Annotated in this window: 20 protein-coding genes; 12 read left to right on the top strand and 8 right to left on the bottom strand. The window is 38.4% G+C overall.

Annotated features, from left to right (window positions below):
- The first annotated feature begins 40 nt into the window (after positions 1-40).
- Positions 41-691: an adenylate kinase gene (gene adk / locus ES948_RS00295; RefSeq protein ID WP_152182922.1), complete on the top strand. Its 651-nt coding sequence runs from the start codon at positions 41-43 to the stop codon at positions 689-691.
- Between the two features lie 18 nt (positions 692-709).
- On the opposite strand, the gene thiI is transcribed toward adk, so the two are convergent.
- From thiI to aspS, 3 genes are read right to left on the bottom strand one after another with little or no spacing between them, the layout of a single operon-like run.
- The gene (gene thiI / locus ES948_RS00290) at positions 710-2,158 is read right to left on the bottom strand and encodes a tRNA uracil 4-sulfurtransferase ThiI (protein ID WP_152182921.1); all 1,449 of its coding nucleotides are present in this window, start codon (positions 2,156-2,158) and stop codon (positions 710-712) included.
- Between the two features lie 14 nt (positions 2,159-2,172).
- A complete protein-coding gene (locus ES948_RS00285; RefSeq protein WP_152182920.1) occupies positions 2,173-2,745 on the bottom strand; it encodes an adenylate kinase in 573 nt (190 codons plus the stop codon).
- Between the two features lie 3 nt (positions 2,746-2,748).
- On the bottom strand, positions 2,749-4,506 hold the full coding sequence (gene aspS, locus ES948_RS00280) for an aspartate--tRNA ligase (protein ID WP_152182919.1): 1,758 nt from the start codon (positions 4,504-4,506) through the stop codon (positions 2,749-2,751).
- An 89-nt stretch (positions 4,507-4,595) separates the two neighbouring features.
- On the opposite strand from aspS, the gene ES948_RS00275 reads away from it, so the two are divergent.
- Positions 4,596-5,450: an NAD(+)/NADH kinase gene (locus tag ES948_RS00275; RefSeq protein WP_152182918.1), complete on the top strand. Its 855-nt coding sequence runs from the start codon at positions 4,596-4,598 to the stop codon at positions 5,448-5,450.
- Here ES948_RS00275 and ES948_RS00270 read toward each other — a convergent pair.
- Positions 5,447-6,037, bottom strand: coding sequence for a hypothetical protein (locus ES948_RS00270; protein ID WP_152182917.1), 591 nt, complete (start codon positions 6,035-6,037; stop codon positions 5,447-5,449). The genes ES948_RS00275 and ES948_RS00270 overlap by 4 nt on opposite strands.
- A gap of 59 nt (positions 6,038-6,096) precedes the next feature.
- On the opposite strand from ES948_RS00270, the gene ES948_RS00265 reads away from it, so the two are divergent.
- The gene (locus ES948_RS00265; protein ID WP_152182916.1) at positions 6,097-7,131 is read left to right on the top strand and encodes a polysaccharide deacetylase family protein; all 1,035 of its coding nucleotides are present in this window, start codon (positions 6,097-6,099) and stop codon (positions 7,129-7,131) included.
- Positions 7,132-7,135: 4 nt separating this feature from the next.
- Here ES948_RS00265 and amrB read toward each other — a convergent pair whose 3' ends face one another.
- Genes amrB through ES948_RS00250 form a run of 3 tightly spaced genes read right to left on the bottom strand, consistent with a single transcriptional unit; the run spans position 7,136 to position 9,877 of the window.
- Positions 7,136-7,933 carry an AmmeMemoRadiSam system protein B gene (gene amrB, locus ES948_RS00260; RefSeq protein ID WP_152182915.1) on the bottom strand — a complete coding sequence of 266 codons (798 nt, stop codon included), beginning with the start codon at positions 7,931-7,933 and terminating at the stop codon, positions 7,136-7,138.
- Positions 7,930-8,922, bottom strand: a complete 993-nt coding sequence (gene amrS, locus ES948_RS00255) for an AmmeMemoRadiSam system radical SAM enzyme (protein ID WP_152182914.1) — start codon at positions 8,920-8,922, stop codon at positions 7,930-7,932. The genes amrB and amrS overlap by 4 nt, the downstream gene beginning before the upstream one ends.
- Before the next feature lie 28 nt (positions 8,923-8,950).
- On the bottom strand, positions 8,951-9,877 hold the full coding sequence (locus ES948_RS00250) for a 5'-nucleotidase (RefSeq protein ID WP_152182913.1): 927 nt from the start codon (positions 9,875-9,877) through the stop codon (positions 8,951-8,953).
- A gap of 312 nt (positions 9,878-10,189) precedes the next feature.
- Here ES948_RS00250 and ES948_RS00245 point away from each other — a divergent pair, with 312 nt between their 5' ends.
- Positions 10,190-10,759, top strand: coding sequence for a class I SAM-dependent methyltransferase (locus ES948_RS00245; protein WP_152182912.1), 570 nt, complete (start codon positions 10,190-10,192; stop codon positions 10,757-10,759).
- A 79-nt stretch (positions 10,760-10,838) separates the two neighbouring features.
- On the opposite strand, the gene ES948_RS00240 is transcribed toward ES948_RS00245, so the two are convergent.
- A complete protein-coding gene (locus tag ES948_RS00240) occupies positions 10,839-11,282 on the bottom strand; it encodes an FAD synthase family protein (protein WP_152182911.1) in 444 nt (147 codons plus the stop codon).
- A 113-nt stretch (positions 11,283-11,395) separates the two neighbouring features.
- Here ES948_RS00240 and ES948_RS00235 point away from each other — a divergent pair, with 113 nt between their 5' ends.
- The 8 genes from ES948_RS00235 (at position 11,396) to ES948_RS00200 (ending at position 19,010) form a co-directional block, all read left to right on the top strand.
- Positions 11,396-12,055, top strand: a complete 660-nt coding sequence (locus ES948_RS00235; RefSeq protein ID WP_152182910.1) for a CDP-alcohol phosphatidyltransferase family protein — start codon at positions 11,396-11,398, stop codon at positions 12,053-12,055.
- A 466-nt stretch (positions 12,056-12,521) separates the two neighbouring features.
- The gene (locus ES948_RS00230) at positions 12,522-13,490 is read left to right on the top strand and encodes an integron integrase (RefSeq protein ID WP_152182909.1); all 969 of its coding nucleotides are present in this window, start codon (positions 12,522-12,524) and stop codon (positions 13,488-13,490) included.
- Positions 13,491-13,500: 10 nt separating this feature from the next.
- On the top strand, positions 13,501-15,036 hold the full coding sequence (locus ES948_RS00225) for an AAA family ATPase (RefSeq protein ID WP_152182908.1): 1,536 nt from the start codon (positions 13,501-13,503) through the stop codon (positions 15,034-15,036).
- Positions 15,037-15,813 carry a TatD family hydrolase gene (locus ES948_RS00220; protein WP_152182907.1) on the top strand — a complete coding sequence of 259 codons (777 nt, stop codon included), beginning with the start codon at positions 15,037-15,039 and terminating at the stop codon, positions 15,811-15,813.
- A 77-nt stretch (positions 15,814-15,890) separates the two neighbouring features.
- Entirely contained in the window at positions 15,891-17,114 is a 1,224-nt protein-coding gene (locus ES948_RS00215) for a lytic transglycosylase domain-containing protein (RefSeq protein ID WP_152182906.1), read from the top strand.
- A complete protein-coding gene (locus ES948_RS00210) occupies positions 17,107-17,937 on the top strand; it encodes a septal ring lytic transglycosylase RlpA family protein (RefSeq protein ID WP_188109403.1) in 831 nt (276 codons plus the stop codon). Before ES948_RS00215 ends, ES948_RS00210 begins: the two co-directional genes overlap by 8 nt.
- A gap of 3 nt (positions 17,938-17,940) precedes the next feature.
- Positions 17,941-18,513 (top strand): imidazoleglycerol-phosphate dehydratase HisB, encoded by a 573-nt coding sequence (hisB, locus tag ES948_RS00205; protein ID WP_152182905.1) that lies wholly within the window; start codon positions 17,941-17,943, stop codon positions 18,511-18,513.
- A complete protein-coding gene (locus ES948_RS00200) occupies positions 18,510-19,010 on the top strand; it encodes a KdsC family phosphatase (protein ID WP_152182904.1) in 501 nt (166 codons plus the stop codon). The genes hisB and ES948_RS00200 overlap by 4 nt, the downstream gene beginning before the upstream one ends.
- Positions 19,011-19,013: the final 3 nt, after the last annotated feature.

Below are 19,013 nucleotides of genomic sequence, written 5' to 3'. Positions count from 1 at the left end.
TACTATAATTGCAAGAAAAAATAGAGGACATTACAATACTATGAGAATTATACTTTTAGGTGCTCCAGGTGCAGGAAAAGGTACACAGGCACAATTTTTGACGAAAAAATACAACATCCCTCAAATCTCTACTGGAGATATGTTAAGAGCGGCTATCAAGGCTGGAACTGAGCTTGGTAAACAGGCAAAAGCTGCAATGGATGCAGGTAAACTGGTAACGGATGAGATTATCATCGGTCTTGTAAAAGATCGTATAGCACAGGATGACTGTAAAAATGGTTACCTTTTAGATGGTTTCCCTCGTACACTGCCACAAGCTGATGCTGTGACAAATGCAGGTATTGAGATTGATGCGGTCATTGAGATTGATGTACCAGATGAAGAGATTGTAAAACGTATGAGCGGTCGTCGTGCACACCTTGCAAGCGGTAGAACATATCACATAGTTTACAATCCGCCAAAAATAGAAGGTAAAGATGATATTACGGGTGAAGATTTAGTTCAACGTGATGACGATAAAGAAGAAGTTGTAAAAGACAGACTTAAAGTCTATCACGAACAAACAGAGCCTTTAATCGACTACTACAAAGCGCAAGCGGCTAAAAATCCAAATATCAAATATATCAGAGTAGATGGTACTGCTGATATCAAAGATGTTGAAGAAGCTATCGTTTCTGGGCTCGAAAAATAGTAAGAAGAAGAGTATTTTTTACTCTTCTTTCGGTCTATAAACCTTCACATTTTCAGCTTCATCTGCATCACGCAGATATTGTGCATGGAGCTGGCTCATAATCCCTTTATCACAGTAGAGTAGATACTCTTTATCTTTTGGTAGTTTTTTAAACTCTTTTTTAAGCTTGTGAAACGGAATTTTAAGTGTTTCACACGGTAGTTCGATACACTCCTCTTCAGGACGGATATCAATGACCGTATAGTTTCCATTTTTGATATCATCTATTACTTCAATCGGTGCTTGATTAGAGATATCTTCTACAATCTCATCAATGCTAAGGTGTTGAGCATCTTTTACAGCTTTGTCTAAAACTTCGTAGTTGAATTTCTGTGCAACTTTCTCCATACGCTTAAATGAACCATGTGTGATAGGGTTTTGAGAAATAACACCACAGTACTCTGGCATATTTTCTGCAAAATGACGTGTGCCTATCTCATTAGCGATGTTGATAATCTCCGGTTTATTAACCGTTGCAAGTGGGCGAAGAACAAGTTTGTTGGTCACTTGGTCTATGAGAGCTAGGTTACGCAGTGTTTGGCTTGAAACCTGTGCAATGCTCTCACCTGTTACAAGTGCATCTATCTCCATTGTATCTGCAATCTTTTCAGAAGCTATAAGCATAAGACGTTTGAGTGTTACACCCATATATGTCGGTGGAGTAGAGCGAAAAATCTCTTCTATGACATCATCAAAAGGAACAGAGATAAATTTTACTTTATGCGATGAACCAAACTTATTCCAGAGATAAAGTGCAACCTGTTTAACACCTATCTCGTGAGCCATACCACCAAGATTAAAGAAGATAAAGTGTGTTTTTATACCACGCTTCATTGTAAGGTAGGAAGCTACCGTAGAGTCAAATCCACCTGACATGAGTGAGAGAATATCTCCCTGTGTACCGATAGGAAAGCCGCTAAGACCTTTGTACTTTGTTGTGATGATATTGAGCTGGTCTTGAATGAGTTCCATCTGCAGCGTGATATCAGGGTTTTTAAGCTGTACACCTTTTGCCTCAGAGTTAGCTAGCAGATGTCCACCAACCGTTCTCTCGATATCGATTGATTTAAATTCATGTTTTCCTGAGCGTTTGACTCTTACAACAAAGGTTTTATCTTTGAGTGAGTCGGCAAAAAGCTCACGTACCTTTGTTTTTATCTTATCAAGACTGTCCATACCGTTGAACTGTAAAACCTCAAGAATCTGTTCAATTCCGGGAGTATTTAAAAGTTTTTCACGTACTTCCGGCAGGAACTCTTTTGGTGTAAAGACCTCTATCTTGTCAGAGTATTTTACTACTTTTATATCTTTGTTTACGCGCTCTAGTATGGTAAGGAGATTGTTATAGAGCTGTCCTGTCATCTGGCGTTTGGCAGAAGAGCCTTTTATCATAATCTCCGGAAAAAGTTTGAGTATAAATTTTTGCAAAAAAGTGCCTTGCTTTATAGTTTTGAGCTGATGAAAGTTTCCATCTCACTTACTATCTCTTCGATAGTTCCCTCACCGGAGATAACTTTTAAGATGCCTTTTTCAGTATAGAAATCACGAATCTCCTGAAGTGGTTCTGTATAGACCTTCATACGGTTGTTAAAGACCTTTTCATCATCATCTGCACCACGTGCGCGTCCAAGAACACGCTCTCTTGCTGTTTCCTCACTCACTCTTACTTCAATGACACTGACAAGCTCTACATCATTATGATTTTGCAGATATTTGTCTAGTTCCATCATCTGCTCTATACTTCGAGGGTATCCATCGATGATAACAACATCTGTCGGTGCAGATTTGATGGCACTGACAATTGTCTCAATTACGATGTTAATAGGAACAATCAAACCTTTAGAGATGTAGCTATCTATCTCCTGACCGCGTTCACTGCCGCTTGCGACTTCAGCGCGGAGCATATCTCCGGTAGAGTAGTGTGAAATGTTGTCATGATTTTTTGCGATAAGTTCTGCGTCGGTAGTTTTACCAGAGCCGGGAGCTCCGATAATTAAAAAGAGTTTTTTACTCATGGTTTACGCTTTTGTCTGCTCACGCAGTCTGATATGAAGGTCACGCAGCTGCTGGTTATCAACCGGTGAAGGTGCATGTGTAAGTACACAAGAAGCTTTTTGTGTTTTAGGGAATGCGATAACATCACGGATGCTTGCTGTTTTAGAGATAAGCATCATAAGTCTGTCAAATCCAAGTGCAAAACCACCGTGTGGAGGCGCACCAAATTTCAGTGCATCAAGTAAGAAACCAAACTTCTCTTGAGCTTCCTCTTCATCGATACCAAGGAGTTTAAATACACTTTCTTGAATATCTTCTTTATGGATACGAATAGACCCACCACCAAGCTCAACACCGTTAAGAACGATATCATAAGCGATAGACTCTATCTCTTCGACATCTTCTTTATCAAGATTTTTTGGCATAGTAAATGGATGGTGCAGTGCTTTTACGCGACCATCTTCAACTTCAAACATTGGAAAATCAACAACCCATACAAACTCGTATGCATCTTTATCAATTAAGTTCATTTTCTCATGCTCTGCGATGAAGATTCTAAAGCGTCCCATATAGTCAAGTACAGTTTTCTTATCACCTGCACCAAAGAAGACTACATCACCTACTTCAAGTTCAGTTCTCTCAATGATGAGTTGGATGTCTTCTTCGCTGAAGAACTTCGTAAGCGGACCTTTGAGACCATCCTCTTTCATCTGGAAGTATCCAAGACCATGCGCACCAAACTTACGTACAAAGTCTTCAAAACCTTTCATCTCACGCTTAGAGAATGCCAAATCAGCACCTGGAACACGTAGCGCTTTAATGCGGTTGATATGTGGGTTTTTAGCGATGTTTGTAAAGATCTCATTGTCACAACGCTCAAAGATATCGATAACATCTACCATCTTAAGGTCATATCTTAAGTCTGGTTTGTCTGAACCATACCACTCCATAGCATCTCTGTAAGAGATACGTTTAAATGGAGGCTTGATATCTACATCACACGCTTTAAACATTGCTTCAAGAAGGTCCTCTGCTACTTTAATGACATCCTCTTGGTCACAGAAGCTCATCTCAACATCTATCTGAGTAAATTCAGGCTGTCTGTCAGCACGTAGATCTTCATCACGGAAACATTTTGCGATCTGGAAATATCTGTCAAATCCACCAACCATTAAAAGCTGTTTGAAAAGCTGTGGAGATTGTGGCAGTGCATAAAACTCGCCATTATGCACACGTGAAGGTACAAGGTAATCACGTGCTCCCTCTGGAGTAGATTTTGTAAGTATAGGCGTTTCAACTTCTAAGAAACCGTTTGCATCCAAGATGTTTCTAGCTGCGATCGCTGCTTTTGAACGAAGACGGAAAGACTCGTACATTGATGGGTCACGAAGCTCTAAATAACGATACTTCAGTGTTGTCTCTTCACCAACTTTTTTATCACCGATAACAAATGGAAGCGGAGCTGATTTGTTCTCAATGATGAGCTCACGTACAACGATCTCAATAGCACCTGTTTTAAGGCGTGGATTTGTTAAACCTTCTCCACGGAGACGTACTGTCCCTTTTGCTATTAAAACATACTCATCTCTTACACTGTCTGCTACTTTGTGTGCTTCAGGAGAGTCCTCAGGGTCACAAGTAAGCTGGATAAGTCCAGTTTTATCACGTAAATCTATGAAGATAATTCCACCGTGGTCACGATAGCTATTTGCCCAACCAGTCAGAGTTACCTCTGTGCCAACATCTTTTTCACTTAAATCTGTACAGTAATGACTTCTCAAGGTTAAAGTCCTATTTAAAAATTTTTGCGATTATATCCAAGATTTGCTTATAAAATAGTATAATTAAAGAAAAAGATACAGGAAATCCCGTGAAATCGCATACAATCAAGAGAGTCGGCGTCATTTTAAGACCATCATCACCTGAATTAAAAGAGAGTTATTTTAAACTTGAAAAGATTTTTACAAAACATAATATTGAAGTAACGATAGAGAGTATCAGTGGTGCGATGATAGGGATAATGGGGATGGACTTTGATAATCTCTGCCAAAAGTGTGATGTTTTGGTAACGCTTGGAGGTGATGGTACGCTCATCTCTGTGGTACGGCGTTCATTTAAGCATGATGTGCCTGTATTTGGTGTCTATGCAGGGAATCTTGGATTTTTAGCAGACATCAACATCGACGAACTGGAAGATTTTGTTGCGCATTTGGTAAAAGGGGAGTACAGAGTAGATGAGAGAGCAATCTTAGAGGCAAAATTTCAAGAACATGACAATGAAGTGACTCTGTATGCTTTTAATGATATCGTCATTACACGTCCATCGGTTTCAAATATGATTCATATTGAAACACTTGTTGATTCCAAAGCGTTTAATACCTACTATGGGGATGGTGTTATTGTCTCCACACCGACAGGCTCAACGGCTTACAACCTCTCCGCAGGAGGTCCAGTGCTTTTTCCTCTGACAAATGTTTTTGCTCTTACGCCAATCTGTCCACACTCTCTCACGCAGCGTCCTGTGGTACTTCCCGGAAAATTTTCCATTGAGATGAAAACACCGCAAGACAGAGCGCTTGTCATTATAGATGGTCAAGACAAGCATGAGCTTGAAGCTGGGGAGAGTATACACATCCAACTGGCACGTAAAACTGTTAAACTTATTCACAGAGAAGAGTTTAACTACTTTGATGTACTCAAAGAGAAGTTAAACTGGGGAGATTAGTCTATGTTGATATGAGAAGAGCTCTGAGAGTTTTTCTTGATCATATTTTTGATCTGCGTGATAGAGTAGGCTTTTTGTGACTCATTTTCACCAAGCAGATCAAAACGAATTTCAATAGTGAGCTTTCCTAGTGCTTCTGAAAGTCTTTCTGCATCATTTGAAAATGTTCCATCTTTTGAGATTTGTGAGACAACATTTAAAAAGTTTGTGTACTCATTTAAAACACCCGGTGAAGCAAAGATGGCAAGTCTGTGTGTTACAAACTGCAGTTTTGTAATGTCTACTTCATCAAAACTACTCTGTGTTGCCATCTCTTCCATCAAATCAAGCAGTTTTTCGTAAGTTTGTGCTTTTAAATCTAAAAATTTTATACTTTGTTCTTTTTCTATCTCTACGGCTGTCTGCTTGTTTAAAAGCAGGGCGGTGATAAAGACAGTAGCGATGGTACCTAAAATGATAAGTACTATCTCTTGGGTAAAAGGTGTAGAGTCTGTTACTCTATAGGCATAACGCAGATAGGCATAGCCTGCTATAAGTGTTAAAAATGTAAGCATCAGGTAAGAAAATTGTTTGGTAATCGTTGACATCACTATAAGCCTTTATATTTGGTAAAATTATATCAAAAAAATAAAGATATAATAGTGTTATGAAAATAGTTTACAGTTTCTTTGTTTTTATCTTTTTTACTTTTTCTCTCTTCGCAAAAGAGAATCATGCTGTGGTTTTGCAATATCACAGATTTGATGAGTCCAAATACCCATCTACAAGTATCTCAATGGAGCTTTTTGCAAAACAGATGGAGCATTTGGTGCAAAATCATTACAATGTTTGGCCACTCTCAAAGATTGTCCGTTATCTGCAACAAAAGAGGGCTCTTCCTGAAAAAACCGTTGCAATTACGATAGATGATGCTTATAAAAGTGCTTATATAAAAGCATATCCACTACTTAAAAAATTGCATCTTCCTTTTACACTTTTTGTAAATTCGCTACCGGTTATGCATCACTCAGAGAACTATTTGACTTGGGATGAGCTGCGTGAGATGGGACAAAATGGTGCAGAGTTCGCAAATCACAGCTATTCGCATCCCTATCTTATGCGTAAGAGGTTGAAAAATGTAGACGATTATGAAGCATATGTTAAAACAGAGGTAGAAAAATGTGAGGAAAAGTTGAAAAAAGAACTTGGAAGTTTGGTTGCAAATGAGCCAAAAATGTTCGCTTATCCTTTTGGCGAGTATGACACAGAACTGTTGCAGATTATCAAAGGTTTAGACTATGTCGGTGTGGCACAAAACTCTGCACCTATTTCTAGTGAAAGTAACTTTATGGAACTGACACGCTTTCCTATGTCTGGAGGTTTTGGTGCAATGGAACAGTTTAAACTAAAAGTAGATACCTTGCCTTTGCCTCTAGAGTCCGTTAAAAATGAAGATACGTTGGTAGATGAGAGTAATAATCCTCCCTCTTTAACACTGAGACTCAAAAAACCGCTTAAAGCGTTGCAATGTTTTACAGCTGATGGTAAAAAGATACAAATGGAGTGGCTGAGTGATACAGAAATAACTGTTCAGGCAACAGAACCTCTGCTATACCCGCGAAATCATTACACCTGTACTGCACCTGCACAAGATGGAAGATGGTACTGGTACAGCCATCTGTGGGTTATTTTAGAACAATAGAGAACTAAACAAACGCAGCGCTCATATAGCCAACGACCTGAGATTTATCCCCACTTGCATCGGCACTCGTTCTGTAATCAAGCAGGGTAGGTTTGAGACCATTTTCTTTTGCTGCAAGCAGGATGGCTTCTACACCTATTTTTCCGCAGGCTTCACACCCTTCATGCAACTCCTCCGGATTTAATCTTGCAACTGCATCAAGGCATATACTGTCAAGTCTGTTTGCTTTTTGGATGTCATAGTAATGGCTTAGATCAGTACTGATAACCACTACTGTACCACTGTCTTCTAAAAGATAGTTAATGACCTTTGCCAAGCGTAGAGGCTTCTCGTTGCCATAGACAAACTCAACCACAGAAGCATCCGGAAGATAGTATTTTATAAATGGCATCTGGACCTCTGTAGAGTGTTCTTCATGAGCATCTCTTTGAAATCGTAAACCAAACTCCTCCACCATTTCATTTGCAAGAGATTTGTCTATCTTTAGGTCTCCAAGTGGTGTCTCAAATGTATCAAAGAGTGAGACAGATGTAGACTCTACATAGACTCTGTGACTTGGACCAATGACAACAACACGCTTTGCATTTGTATTTTTTAAAAGTCGAAAAGCGATGTTTGCTGTAAAAGCAGAGTAAACATAGCCTGCGTGAGGTACGATGATAGCACGAGGGCTCAGTTCAAGTATGTTTTTATCTTCTTTGGCATTGTCTATGATCTCATTGTAGTGAGTGAACATTTTTACTATTTCATCTTGGCTTGCCGGATAAAACTGCCCGGCAACCGCATCTTTTCTTATGCTCATCTCCAAACTCCTTCTAAGGCTCTGTTACATTTTGGACAGTGTCCGTCAACCAAACTGTTTTGTGCAATGGCATAACCTGTTCTGTCTATGAGCAGAGTATTGCAGTCAGGGCAGTAGGTGTCTCCATGTACAGGAACATTACCCAGATAAACATAGAGAATCCCTGCTTCTTTTGCAATGCGTTTTGCACGTTCTAAAGTATGGAGTTTTGTGTACTCGTGATCTTGCATCTTATAATCAGGATGAAAGGCACTGAGATGCCAAGGTACATGCACACCCAATTCGTTTGCGATGAAGCTGGCCATCGCTTTTAAGTCTGCATCCGAATCATTGTCACCCTCAATGAGCAGTGTTGTTACTTCTACCCAAATACCTTCACGCACCATGCCTCGAAGCGTATCTTTTACAGCTTCAAGTCCACCTTTGAGAATTTTTTTATAATAAGCTTCATCCCAGCTTTTAAGGTCAACATTGGCAGCGTCAAGCCATGAAGCCATATCTTTTACCACCTCCGGAGATTCAAATCCGTTGGTAACAAAGATATTTTTGAGACCTTTTTCTCTGGCAAGAACGCCGATGTCTTTGGCATAGGGGTAAAAGATGGTCGGTTCATTGTAGGTGTAAGCGATAGATGCCGCACCTCTCTCTTGAGCCATCTCTACCATTCTTTCAGGTGAGATAGTAACACTTGTATCAACATAGTGTTCTTGTGATATCTGCCAGTTCTGACAAAACGGACACTTGAAGTTACACCCGACAGTTCCCAAGGAGAGGGCAGTAGTGCCCGGTAAGAGGTGATAGAGTGGTTTTTTCTCAACCGGGTCGAGATTGAGTGCAGATGGATGACCGTAAACTAAAGTTTTGAGTTCACCATCTTCATTTTTGTTGACACCGCAAACACCCACTTGCCCCTCTTTGAGTTGGCAGTAGTGTTGACATAGCAGACAGACGATTTTTTCTTTTTGGGGTACTGTTTTGAAGTATTTCATCTTTCCCTCCTCTCATTAGTACATTATACTACAGTTTGTTCGAAATACCAAAAGGTATATGAACCATAGGGATATTACCTTTGTTAGACGTTAGGTGACTTTTTTGATCATCAAAGAAGATATGAGGCTGTAATCTAGAGAGGATTCTGTCTTTTTCCATACCGCCTAGAAAAAAGATCTCATTCGCACTAACTCCCCAATCTTCCAATGTTGTAATGACTCGCTCATGTGCAGGTGCATTGCGAGCCGTGACGATAGAAGTTCTGAGAATGCGTTTGTAGTTTTTGTCTTTTTCGAACTCTGCGTCTTCTAGTTGTTGTAAAAAAGAGAGCTTTTTGAACAGATCTGCTAATGGTCCTGACTGATGAGGAATGTGTGAATTTGCAACTTCATAGGCATGAAAGTCCGGAAGCTCACCATTTTGGAAAATCGACTCGGCTTCATCATCAGCGATGACACCATCAAAGTCAAAAGCTATTCTGAGTTCTTCATCACCTTCATCATTCACTACTTCACTTGGCAGAACTACACCGGCTGGGTATCCTGCATCTATGGCACTTTGAACATCTGAGGCATTGGCAGAGAGAAAGAGTGATGCATTAAAAGCAGGTACATACTCGTAAGGTGATTTTCCTTCCATAAATGCAGCTCTGGAGATATCTAAGCCATAATGGTAAATGGAGCGAAATACCCGCTTACCCGTAACAGCCGAGTTTCTCGAGAGCAATACAACTTCTACCGGCAACTCTTTGTTGAACCTCTTGTTAATATGTAGAAATCTTTTAATAAAGGGAAAAGCGACACCTTTCTCAAGTACCTTGTCTAAGTTTTTTTCTTGAAACTCTTTATAGGCTTTTGGTCCTTTTTCCACAAAAACTCTATGTGATTCTGAGAGATCAAAAAGTGCACTGGAAGAGACGGCGATGACGAGCTTTTTTTCTATGGGGTATGGCATATTATTCCTTGGTAAGCTAGATTATGATTATTTATATGTTTTTGTTGCTGCAATTTGGAACTTAGACAATTTTATAATCAGCGTTTTTGAAATTGGAATGTCCCCACTTTCATAGACAACATTTTATATGACTATTGCTGAATAAGGAATAATATCTGACATAAAAAATGTATTGCTATTTATATGTCAGGTTTACATATTTCTCTAATTTTTGTCTGAATTTATTATTTTGAATAAATGATGTGTTATTAAGTTTTAGATACACTTTGATAATAAAGTTATAAATAGATTAGTAAGTATAAAGGGTGGTAGATGATACCTTTTAATTATCTTGGATTTTTCTTTAAACACTTCGGTACTCTGATATATCAAAAGAAGGTTTTAGAGGAACTGTGTATATTTTTAAAACCACTCCCCAGCCAAGCATCTGTTTTAGATATTGGGGCAGGGACAGGGATAATGAGTGAATTCGCTCATAAATGCAATAGTGAATTAAAATATGTAGCAGTAGACCCAGCAGACGGGATGCTTAAATATGCCCCGGCATATGTGCAAACGTATATAGCAACAGCAGAAGAGTTGCCATTTGAAGATAACAGTTTTGACATGATTCTTATGGGAGAGTCACTTCACCATTTTTCTAACCCTGAACTTGCGATGAAAGAGGCTGTAAGGGTTCTAAAGAAAAATGGAAAACTTTTTATTTATGATTTTGATGTGAGCACCTTTCGAGGTAAAGCTGTCTGTTGGATGGAAAAAACGCTAGGTGAACCTGCTAATTTTTATGCGCCATACGAACTGAAAAAGATACTAGAGAGGCATGGTTTTACTGTAGAAATAAAACATTATCAATGGCGGTATACTGTGGAGGCTTGTTTATAGTTTTATTACTTCAACTATCACCCTCCCCATAACGGTTGAGTACAAAAATATGTTCTCTATCTTTATTTTGTTAGGTGTTTTATACAACATCATGTACCATATATTTACCCTTATGGATTTGAGCTATGACATTTTGTTTTATTTTTGTAGATGAAGTTTGGGGATTATAGCTTACTTGAATTATCTTTTTTCCTTTTGACTTTAGATATTTTTCTACTGCAATATTATGAGGTTTATTTCCCCAATCTTCTCCAATGACAAAAATATCAACATCTACTTCTTTACATTGAGTCACATACTCAAGTTTATCATATGATACAACAGCATCAACACATGCTAAAGCTTTCAACATTCTCATTCTTTCTGCTAATGGAATCACAGGTACATTTCTTTTATATGAAGCTACTACTTCATCAGAAGCAACCCCAACTACAAACTTATCACCCAATGTTTTACAGTATTCTAAGAGGTCTAAATGACCAATATGTAACAAGTCAAAAGTACCAACGGTATATACGGTCATGATTTATTTCCTTAAGTAAAATTTATTGTATACATAATACTCTTTTATACTGAAATTTATGCTATACTGAAATTTATACGATAAAGAATTACAAATACTTATTAGGAGTTTCAATGTCAGCAGACAGTAGCACACACAAAGAGTTACAACAACCCACTATTTTATCTTATCTCAAAGACATTCCAAACCTTTTATCACTTTCAGGGTTAGCATGTACAATACTTGCTATCTATTACTCTATTGAGGGTGTTTACGCTCTTGCAATGATTGGAATGGTTTGGGCAGTTGCTTTTGATTGGGCTGATGGGCTTGTCGCTAGAAGACTTAAAGGAAGAACTCCAACTGATGCAAAGTTTGGAGGGCAACTTGATGTGCTAATAGATGTTGTCAGTTATGGTGTCACTCCTGCTATTTTACTCTTAAGCTATGGTAAATTTGAGCCACTCTTTTTAATTGGAGCATTTATTATGGTCTCTGCTGCTGCGATACGCTTAAGCTATTTTAGCACATACGGTTTAGCCGGGGGGACAAAATACACAGGATTAGCATTAGATAATAATAGTTTAATTTTAGTTTCTATATTTTTACTAGAGGGTTTCGTGAGTACTGGAACTTTCACAATTATTTTATATATAAGTGGAGTTTCACTTGCCATACTCAATGTTTCAGAGATTAAGACACCAAAACTCTCAGGAAATCCTAGAAATGTTTGGCTTTTAGCTATTTACACTTTAGGAATAACTACTATTTATAGTTGGAAGTTTTTAAGTTGAAAAAACTTCAGAGCTTGATACAAAGTAAATATCAATTTGTATTAGTTTGTTTTTATGTCATCTAACGGGGGCGCGGGTGAGTGACTGCCATTTTCAAACATTTATGTTTTCAAATGGTTGTTCGCTCCTCCCGCTTGTTGTCTTGCGCTTTGCGACAGATGACTAGCGGGTGTTCAACCCGCGCCCCCGTTGTCCGGTCGCGAAGCGAGCGGACAACTATTTATTCAACAAACATTTTACACAAATCAACTCTAAAAATCAACATTAACAAACATATCTTTTGTGTGTTAATTGTGAAAAATATGACAATTTGCCAAATAATTGATTGTTTTTAGAAGAAATCACTATTATTCTTAAATATTTAGTGTGTGTTAAATGTTCTTTTAGCAATTAACACGCATATTTGTTTGCTAATTAGAAGATTTTGGCAATAAAATGCAAAAAGTTGCTTAAGTGGAGGTGTAAAATGCAAGTGAAGAAAAAACTTTTAGATATTGTTAGAGATAAAATCCGTTTTAAACATTACAGTTACTCTACAGAGAGAACTTATGTGCATTGGATTAAGCAGTATATTTTATTTCATAATAAAAAGCATCCTGTTGAGATGGGGAAAGTCGAACTAGAAGCCTATCTTACTAAACTTGCTACAAAAGATAGGGTCTCACCAACTACACAAAATCAGGCTTTTAGTGCAGTTCTATTTCTTTATAAAGAGGTTTTGGGTGTAGATACTAGCCAATGGAATGTTCAAGCTTTTCGAGCACAGGAGCGAAAACATATTCCTGTTGTATTGACAAAAGAAGAAATTAGAGTAGTTTTGCAAAATATCGCTCATGATTACAGTTTAATTGTGCATCTTATGTATGGCTGTGGTTTGCGTATGAATGAAGCGCTTAATCTAAGAGTAAAAGATATTGATTTTGGATTTGACAAAATATATATATGGGATTCTAAATCTCTCAAAGATAGAACTATACCATTGCCTCAAAAACTAAAAGAGAAGTTATTTGAGCAGGTCTCTTATGTTCAAGCTCTTCACCAGCAAGATTTAAAACAGGGCTTTGGTTCTGTATTTATCCCCTATGCTCTTGCAAAAAAATATCCAAATACACAATTTGAAACTAAATGGCAATTTCTGTTTCCTATGAAAAGTATTTCACAAGACCCTAGAAGCAGAGAAAAAAGACGACATCATATTCATCCGCAAACTTTAGGCAGAAATATAAAAGCTGCAGCAAGTAAAGCCAACTTGAACAAACGAGTAACTTCACATATATTTCGCCACTCCTATGCAACTCATCTGCTGCAGGCTGGTATAGATTTAAGAAGTATTCAAGAGCTATTAGGGCATAAATCTGTTGAAACAACTATGATATACACTCATGTTGTTAGCGAAATGAATAAAACGAAACTCATAAGTCCATTAGATTTTTAAAGGTGCGAAGATGATAGAAAGATTTTACCTCAAAGATTACCTGAGTTTTAACGAAGCAGAGCTGAACTTAAATAATGGACTTGTGGTCTTTACGGGGCCGAGTGGGAGTGGAAAGTCCATTCTTATGGAGTCTATTCTTACCTCTGTTGGAGGAAGCAGCTGTGATGCAACTTTGTGTGAGAGTAGTGTTACATGGGAGATAGATGAAGAGGAATGTAGGATTGAGAGTGATGATATCAATGTCTTTAAGCATATCAAAAAAGAGAAATCCCGTTACTTCATTAACAACCAAAGCCTCTCACGCAAGGCTATGAGCAGTGTTGCTGCGAAGTATTTAAGACACTTGAGCCTCAAAGATTTCAGTGACTTTGAAAATGAGAATCTACTTGCCATTTTAGATGAACGCATCGAAGCGAAGTCTAAAAGCATCAAGGCTTTAAAAAAGAAGTTTCATGAGGTCTATACAGAGTATCACTGGACAGAACACGAACTTAAGGTCATCGAAGAGGAAGAGAAAAAGATAGTAGAGCTCAAAGAGTTTGCAGCCTTTGAGATAAAAAAGATAGAAGACATCAACCCACAGCCAAATGAAGATGAAGAGCTTTTAGAGATAAAAAAAGAGCTCTCACGCAAGGAAAAAGTACTGGAGAGTATAGGCTCGGCAAATGAGATCTTCAACTATGAGCATCTTGTTGCGTCAGCTCTGGAACAACTGGACGTAGATAGCAGTTTTTTTGATGATGCGATGAATGAACTTCGTGCCGTTTTTGATGGTGCAGAGGAGAAGTTTAACGCACTTGAAGATGTTGATGTAGAATCAGTGCTCAATCGCATAGAAGAGCTTAGCGGATTAAAACGTCGATATGGTAGCATCGAGGAGGCACTTACATACAAAGAACAGAAGATGCAAGAGCTTCAAAAATATGAAAACATCGAGATAGAAAAGCATGATTTAGAACAGAAGTATGAAGAACTCTCACGTGAGGTAGAACAACTTGCTAATGAATTAAGTGCTTTGCGTGAGGCAGAGCTTATGGCATTTGAAAAAGATCTGAACATTTACTTGAAAAATCTCTACTTGCGTGAGGCAAAGTTAACGATGCAAAGAGTTGCATACTCAAAAATAGGGCAGGATATGCTCAGAATTGAGTTAAATGGTACTGCACTCGATAAAATTTCAACAGGGGAGTTCAATCGTCTTCGTCTTGCTGTTTTAGCACTTAAATCAGAGCATATGAATAAAAACGGTGGTGTTTTGATGCTAGATGAGATAGATGCAAACCTCAGTGGTGAGGAGTCTATGAGTGTTGCACGTGTGCTTAAACAGTTGGCAGAACATTTTCAGATATTTGTCATTTCTCATCAACCACAGCTTACTTCTATGGGAGATCAGCACTTTTTAGTCTATAAAGATGGTACTATTTCAAAAACAAAAGAACTTGATTTTGATGAACGGGTAGATGAGATAGCAAGAATCATCAGTGGAGATAAAATCTCTGATGAAGCGAAAAAGTTTGCCCGTGAGTTACTGGAGGCAAAGAAATAGATGATAATCGACACACATATACATTTGGATGATGCAAGATACGATGAAGATTTGGATGCTGTACTAGATCGTGCGCGTGAGGGTGGAGTAGAGCGTTTTATCATTCCCGGAGCAGATTTATCTACACTTGAGAAAGCTATTGGGATTTCAGAAAGATATGATGATGTTTACTTTGCTATTGGGGTACATCCGTATGATTTAGATGGTTTTGATGCGAGTTACTTTGAGCGTTATGTAGGGCATGAGAAGTGTGTGGCTATTGGTGAATGTGGCATGGATTACTTCCGACTTGAGGGAAGTGATGAGGAAAAAGCAGCAGAGAAAGCAAAACAAAAAGAGATATTTGCTTGGCAGATCAATTTTGCCAAAGAGCACAACAAACCACTTATTGTCCACATCCGAAATGCTTCACACGATTCCAAAATGATACTATTAGAGAACAGTGCCGGTGAAGTTGGCGGTGTACTGCACTGTTTTAATGCGGATGATGAACTTTTAAGTCTCGCAGATGAGAACTTTTACTTTGGTATAGGAGGTGTCCTTACTTTTAAGAATGCGAAAAAGCTTGTAAATATACTGCCTCGCATTCCAAAAGAGAAGCTCATCATTGAAACTGATGGACCATATCTCACGCCGACGCCACATCGAGGAGAGAGAAATGAGCCATTTTATACTACCTTTGTAGCAGAGAAAATGGCAGAACTGCTTAATATCTCACGTGAGGAAGTAGAAAATTTAACCACGCAAAACGCCCTAAAACTCTTTCATATTTCTTAATATTAGAGAGTTTACAACTTTTTTTAATGATTTTTTAGATAAAATCTACTACTTAAAATTAAAATAAAAAGTTGTCCATGATAAAATATCTATTAACTCTGTTTTTTCCGTTATTTCTTTTTGCGAACCTGACTTACGAGTCCAACTATAACAAAGAACTTGCACTTCTTGACTCTTTTGATATCGAACCATCTTTTCTTTATGATCCGGTCATGAACAAGATGAAGCGAAGAACGCTTGCAAAGGACAAGCATTTTTTCCGTGCTATGAGTGATGCTTATCTCTTCATTCCTGCTATTAAGAGTACGCTTTCAAAGTATGATGTACCACAAGAGTTTTTATATCTTGCGATGGCAGAGTCGAATTTTCGTACAAAAGCCTACTCTAAAAAGCGCGCAGCAGGACTTTGGCAGTTTATGCCACGTACTGCGAAGCACTATAATCTAAAAATTGACGAGTATGTAGATGAAAGACGTGATCTTATAAAGTCTACAGAAGCTGCTGCCAAGCATCTCTCTGCACTCCATAAACGTTTTGGGAAGTGGTATTTGGCTGCCATTGCTTACAACTGTGGTGGAGGACGACTCAATCGTGCTATAAAAAAAGCAGGTACGGATGATCTTGCAGTACTGCTCGATCCAAAAAAGAAGTACATTCCTCGTGAGAGTAGAAACTACATCAGAAAGATTGTGGCACTTGCACTTATAGGAAGTGATGAACAATATCTATTACACAGTGAGTATGAGTATCTTTTAAACCGTGCAAATGCATACTCCATCTCAACGGTTAAGCTTTCAAGCGGGGAATCTTTAGCGCGTATTTCAAAGTTGATCCACATTCCACTTAAAGATTTGAAAAAACTCAACAGACATTTAAAATATGACTTTGTACCTCCTTATTCAAAAGGGTATAACGTGTACATTCCGTACATCAAGCTCGCAGAGTTTAAGCAGAAGTACACAAAAGAGCCTATAAAAAACATCTATAAAGTGCATGTGGTAACACGTGGTGACAACCTTTCTTACATCGGTAAAAAGTATGGTGTCTCTTATAAAGTCATCAAAGATTTCAACCATCTAAAAACCAATAGGCTTAGACTCAAGCAAAAACTTATCATTCCTATTCCTAAGAAAAGTGCTATAAAAAAGATATCTTCAAAGCACTACTACATGGTTAAAAAAGGAGACTCTTTGGAGTCGATTGCTAAAGCACATAAGATCAGTGTACGCAATATTCGCTTGCAAAACCATATTCGAGGTTCTTTAATTAGAGTTGGGGATAGGTTGAAACTGTATGAATAGATCATGGTTTTTTCTTGCAATAATCATCTCTTTCATTTTTACAGCTTGTAGTACGCGAGGTCCAGGGACTTACAGAAGTTATAACTATGCACCCTCATCAACAGTAAAAACATACACAGATGACAGAGGTGCATACCGTGCAACACCACCAAAGAAAAAGTACTCTCACGCAACGATGCGCCCTTATGTCGTTCATGGGAAAAAGTACTATCCGCAGGTTGTAAGTGTAGGAGATAGATTTCGTGGTAATGCATCCTGGTATGGACCGAACTTTCATGGAAAGTTCACTTCAAATGGTGAGCGTTACAATATGTGGGCGATGACAGCAGCACACAAAACACTGCCTATGAACACCATCGTCAAAGTAACAAACAGACGCAATGGAAAAAGTACAGTAGTGCGTATCAACGACAGAGGTCCTTTTGTCTCGACACGTATCATCGATCTTTCAAAGGCTGCGGCATCAAAGATTGACATGATTGGAACGGGGACTGCTCCCGTTACATTAGAGGTTCTCGGTTTTGAAGGCAAAGGAAAGCGCAGCATACCAACGAAAAAAGAGCTGAAAAAGTTACCGCAAAAGATGTCTCTGGCTGGAAAATATGCTATTCAGATCGGCTCTTTTTCCCGTATAGAGGGGGCACTTGTAACACAAGAGAAATATGACAACACAGATGGGTATAAAACAATCATTAAAGATGTTGAAAGTGATAAGGGGCGTATGTTTAAAGTCTGGCTGACAGGTTTTAAAGGTGAGCAAGAGGCTAGAGACTATAAAGCTCACGGAAAATTTAAAAATGCATTTATTGTAAGAGAGGATTAGATAATGATAACAAAAACAAGAACAACGAAAGAGACAGATATTACGATTTCATTGGATATAAACGGTAGTGGAAAGAGCAACATTAGCACTGGTGTCGGTTTTTTAGACCATATGCTTGAGAGCTTCTCAAAACACTCTTTGATAGACTTAGATATCAGCTGTAAAGGTGATACGCACATTGATGATCACCACAGTGTTGAAGACGTAGGCATTGTTCTTGGTGCTTTACTTGCTGAGGCAATCTACCCTGTAAAAAACATGGAGCGTTTTGGAAGTGCAAATATTGTTATGGATGAGGCTTGCGTGAGCTGTGACCTGGACCTTAGTAACCGTCCTTTTTTAGTTTATGAACTTGATGTACATGGTAAAGTAGGGCAGTTTGATACTGAACTAGTTGAAGAGTTCTTTAGAGCTTTTGCACTTAATGCTAGAGTAAGTATGCACATCATTGAGCTGCGTGGGAAGAACAAACATCATATCATCGAAGCAGCTTTTAAAGCAGTGGCAGTTGCACTTCGTCGTGCAACAGCACCAAATGCACGTGTAGGAATTCCTAGTACAAAAGATGTATTATGATTAAGCTGCTTGTTTTAGATGTTGATGGTTGTCTTACTGATGGTAAAATAATTTATACAAGTAACTCATCTGAAGTCAAAGAGTTTCATGTCAAAGATGGTTTGGCGATTGCCAGCTGGATACGTATGGGAAATCATGTAGCCATTATCACAGGTCGTAACTCTTTTATAGTAAAGCGACGTGCTGATGAACTTGGTGTACAGCATCTGCATCAAGGTATCAAGGATAAAGAGAAAGTACTGCGTGAGATAGTTGAGTCTTTGAATCTACAGATGTATGAAGTTGCGGCAATTGGTGATGATCTCAATGATTACGGTATGCTCTCTTTGGTCGGCAGAAGTTTTACTCCAAACAACGGGGTAAAAGAGATTCAAGAGCTTGTCGATACAGTTTTGAGCAGAAATGGCGGTGATGCAGCTGTGCGTGAGATGATTGATATCATCATAGAAGAAAATGATCAAAAAGATGAGTTTTTATCTCTTTGGATTGAGGAGTAGGCT

This window comes from Sulfurimonas indica, from assembly GCF_009192995.1.
GTDB classification, from domain to species: Bacteria; Campylobacterota; Campylobacteria; order Campylobacterales; family Sulfurimonadaceae; genus Sulfurimonas; species Sulfurimonas indica.
The sequence above is the reverse complement of the archived record's forward strand: the minus strand, read 5'-3'. Positions and strand labels throughout refer to the sequence as shown.